The 3,890-nt window shown below is 28.5% G+C and carries 4 protein-coding genes; 2 read left to right on the top strand and 2 right to left on the bottom strand.

The window, feature by feature from the left end; translation table 11 throughout:
- Window positions 1–83: 83 nt before the first annotated feature.
- Window positions 84–1,091, bottom strand: coding sequence for an NACHT domain-containing protein (locus OM075_RS24425; protein WP_301193183.1), 1,008 nt, complete (start codon window positions 1,089–1,091; stop codon window positions 84–86).
- Window positions 1,092–1,124: 33 nt separating this feature from the next.
- Window positions 1,125–1,571 (bottom strand): restriction endonuclease, encoded by a 447-nt coding sequence (locus OM075_RS24420; RefSeq protein WP_301193182.1) that lies wholly within the window; start codon window positions 1,569–1,571, stop codon window positions 1,125–1,127.
- Between the two features lie 410 nt (window positions 1,572–1,981).
- Between OM075_RS24420 and OM075_RS24415 the strand changes: the two genes are divergently transcribed.
- Together OM075_RS24415 and OM075_RS24410 are read left to right on the top strand one after the other, a co-directional pair.
- On the top strand, window positions 1,982–2,377 hold the full coding sequence (locus tag OM075_RS24415; RefSeq protein ID WP_301193181.1) for a hypothetical protein: 396 nt from the start codon (window positions 1,982–1,984) through the stop codon (window positions 2,375–2,377).
- Between the two features lie 18 nt (window positions 2,378–2,395).
- Window positions 2,396–3,859, top strand: a complete 1,464-nt coding sequence (locus OM075_RS24410) for a hypothetical protein (RefSeq protein ID WP_301193180.1) — start codon at window positions 2,396–2,398, stop codon at window positions 3,857–3,859.
- Window positions 3,860–3,890 lie beyond the last annotated feature (31 nt).

Genomic DNA, 3,890 nt, shown 5'->3' with positions numbered 1-3,890 from the left:
TTAAATACGGACTGATTAGAATCGCAAACGCGTTAATCAATCCAATAAATAACAGCGATTTAGATGAATGTTATAAACTTTTGTCATGTACTTAGGAAATTATCAGTTAGTGTTTTTGAAAAATCTTCGTTTTGAGTATCACCTTGCAATGAAGCCCATTTATTGTACCATTTCTCAACAAAATTTCTTTGTTGGATTTTAGAAAAACCTGCTAAATTTAATGAGTTTAAATTTGTAAAAATATCCTTTAACATTCTAAAACCATATGGTCTACTTGAATAAAGAATTTTACAATCATATAAACTCCTTATTGTTTCGATGCGTGATATGGCTTGTTGTGCAGATGAAAAACTGCTCCATTCATCAATCCCGTCAATAACTAAGAATAATCGTTCATCATCTAATGCTTCTTTTGCAATTTCGAATAAATGAGGTTTGCCAAATCCTTTAAACCAAAGGTATAGTATTTCAGAGATACTTAATGAATCGTCTTTGCTGAGGTGTTTTGTTATAAAAGCAAAGGGCAACCAAACTGGTAAGGTTTTACCATATTTTTGAGAAATGTTTTCTAATTGAGGTTCCGAACTTAATATGTCAAGTGTTATATATCTAAGTAAGCTACTTTTACCAGCTCCGGGGTCTCCAATAATTATATTTTTATTGTGAGTTATAAGCGCATCATCCGTTTTTATTCGAATATCAATGCTACTATCTTCTACTTCATTTTGATTATTGAAATTTCTTCGTCGTAATTCGTCCTCAACATATCCATAACCATAGTCGTCATAATAATATTCGTTTTGATTTGAGATTGAAAAAGAAGTTTCACGATTGTTTTCAAAACCTTCTTCTTTTACGCTTGAAAGAATGTCTGGAATAATAAATCTTTCTTGTAAAGTATATGGACTGTTTAGTTCTTTTATAGGAATACCAGGATCTTGATTGTTAAAAATCGTAGAATAAAATTCGTATAATTCAGTTCTGAATTCTATAATTTGTTTAGCATCGTATTTTTTTGCTTCTGAAATTAGTTGCCGAGCGGGTTCGCCATTAAATTTTTTCACCCATTCTAAACCAAAAAAATCAAACACTATTTGAGGTTCGTCTTTAAGAAGTCGACACAGTTAAATTTTGTCCCATTTTACTAAAGTTATGTTCTCCTTACCAAGTTCAGTTTTTAATTCTTCAAATCGATCTTGAACTTGTGTTTTATTCCATTCGCAAGAGGTGCATAAATATAGTTTATCACTTCTGTCAAAAAACGTCTTACTCTTAAAGTATTCAACAGCTTTATTTATATCATTTAACTCAAATTCTTGGTATCTTTTGCATTGGTATGAACTATATCTTCCATTTGTTTGCCTAGCATAAATGTCTATTCCTTCTTGTGCTTGTCCCTTGATACCATAGATTTCACAGTCGTTTATTGTAAAATCAATTTGGACAACAGCTAAACATAGTTTTTCAAAGTCTTCCCAAGCTAATTTCTCTAAAGGTAATTCTTGTTCTTTAGTATCTATTGGTGGGTCAACATTTGTTTGAATCGGTGTATATAAATAATTTAAATTCATTTTACAATTATGATTTTCTATTGTCCAGTTGAGTCCTTTCACTGACCGCTACTTGTTTATAAACGCTCCATTCTTCTTAATGCCTATAACTATCTACATATCAGCACCTATATAAAATTATCCAATTATAAGCGCTTAAAAGCGTTTATCTTCTTCTACAGAACGTTATTAATAACTTACTAAAATAGGTATTCAAGTTATATAGTCAAATAATAAAATGTTCAATTTATACAAAAAGCCTTTTTTATTAGGTATAATATTGTCTCACAAAAGGAGTGTAAAAGAGATAGATCCACGAAAATGGAAATTTATCTATTGGAATTTGATAATATGACGTTATTACATATTATATTTAAGAGATTGTTAATCGTTTATAAATAAGTTACCTGCAAGGCTGAAAACAATACACTATGAAAATATTCTTCTTAACATTATTACACTGTCAAGTAACTCAACCTCAAATTGACCCTGTGCTAGAAAAATTCTTAGTTGCATTATTAGGTATCGTCAGTGCAATTGCAAGCACCTTAATTACTGACTACTTTATTAAAAGGCGAAGACAAAGAATAAAAAACATTAGAGATGGTAAGTACAGTTTAGAAGTTGCATATAATGAAAAACTGGCTGATACAAATTACAAAGAAAACAGCGTTTATATATTACCACCTTTGACTGATTTCGATTTATACCTAAAAGACAAAGGTAAGAGTGTGTCAATTATCAGAAAAAAATTAAACTCACCTTATTCAAGCTTATATGAAGCTGAGAATGAACTTAAATATATTAAAGATATATTCGACAACTAAACCAGAAAACTAAACTCTATGGATCCTATAACATCAAAAGATTTAGATAAACTTAAAAATAGGTTAAATATTAATGTTAGTGATTCCGTATCAGCATTAAAAAGTATAATCAAGATAGATAATCATAATAATCTTGAAGACTTATTTTACAAGTATTTCTTTGTAACAAATTCAAAAATTAAAGAACAAGAAAATCAATTGTATAAATCATTTGATGATGATTGCCAATTTAAAATAGTTCATGGATATTCCAAGAATGGAAAAACAACATTCATTAATCATATTCTTTACAGACACAACACAGGAGACTTTAAAAAATCAAAATATTTTGACCATTTAAAGTTGACTGCTTTTGACTTCGAAAAGACAAAAGCAGGTGGATTTATTGAAAAAGTAAAATCTATTTACAAAAGGAAGTTTTTAAATAAAGAAATTGAGAGCAGAAAAACGTTAAATAAAGATATTTCAAATTTTGGCTCTTTTATTAATCAATTTCACCAAACTCTTACCTCTGAAAATCAATTCACGCAAGCTGATATTGTTGCTGAAACATTTACATTTATTAATCATAACATTAATTTATATCTAGAAGAAACGAGATATGGTAATTATGGTGATAATTACTTTATCGAAGAATGTTTTCAGGAAAATGTAACTTCATTGATTGATATAGATAATTGTGGAAATTTCTTTATTTTCCTAATTTTCTTTGAAATATTCTGCCAAAGAGATGATATTATCTGTAAGGAAAAGTGTAAATTAATTTTCACATTAGATAATATAGATGACTACCTTGAAAACAATGACGTGTCATTTTTTCAACATCCTCAAATACTTTTATCATCTTTCTTATACGAAATGTCTCATAACGACTATATTAGTAAGATATTTATTAATGAGTTAGAAAAATATTCTACAAAAAAAGTAATAGATCTACATTTTTCATTTCAAAAGCAAATTGCAATTGTATATGTTTTTAGAACCGCTAATTTTCTTGTGTTCGCTAATTTAATTCAAAAATATAGAGAAAAAATTGCCACATCAGCTGAAAGATATTTTTCAGATTTGCTTTTAGATAAGAAATATATCCATTTTAAAACTGTCGGTAACACATCTTCTATTTTTGACATTAGGCTAAATAGGTTTAAAGAAATTGCTGACAAACTTAAAATGGAGATACCAATTGGGTACTCTTTTCTAAAAACATTATCAGATAATTTCGATTCATCTAATACAAAAAAGCATGAAAGGAATATTCGACGTATATATAATTTGTGGAATGGGGATAAAAATGCACTTTGGAAAGCAATAATATCGAATTGGGAAAATATTGAAAAGATATACTTTGAAAACGAGTCTATTATAAAGGTGCTTGATAGCGAAAATATTAACCAAGAGTATTATAAATATATTTTAAATGGCTATTTCGGTTTGATTTATGCCACTAATATCGGTCGGTGTATGCCAATGATTTCGGTTTAAAACAGGCCAGTTTATAGTCTCTATTTAACAG

The organism is Plebeiibacterium sediminum (assembly GCF_026013605.1).
In the GTDB taxonomy this organism is placed as follows: domain Bacteria; phylum Bacteroidota; class Bacteroidia; order Bacteroidales; family Marinilabiliaceae; genus Saccharicrinis; species Saccharicrinis sediminus.
The sequence above is the reverse complement of the archived record's forward strand: the minus strand, read 5'-3'. Positions and strand labels throughout refer to the sequence as shown.

What these genes read in the sequence shown, in the direction of transcription:
- OM075_RS24410 (WP_301193180.1), top strand. Translation starts at nt 2,396, where the DNA reads ATGGATCCTATAACATCAAAAGATTTAGATAAACTTAAAAATAGGTTA.
- OM075_RS24420 (WP_301193182.1), bottom strand. Translation starts at nt 1,571, where the DNA reads ATGAATTTAAATTATTTATATACACCGATTCAAACAAATGTTGACCCA.
- OM075_RS24415 (WP_301193181.1), top strand. Translation starts at nt 1,982, where the DNA reads ATGAAAATATTCTTCTTAACATTATTACACTGTCAAGTAACTCAACCT.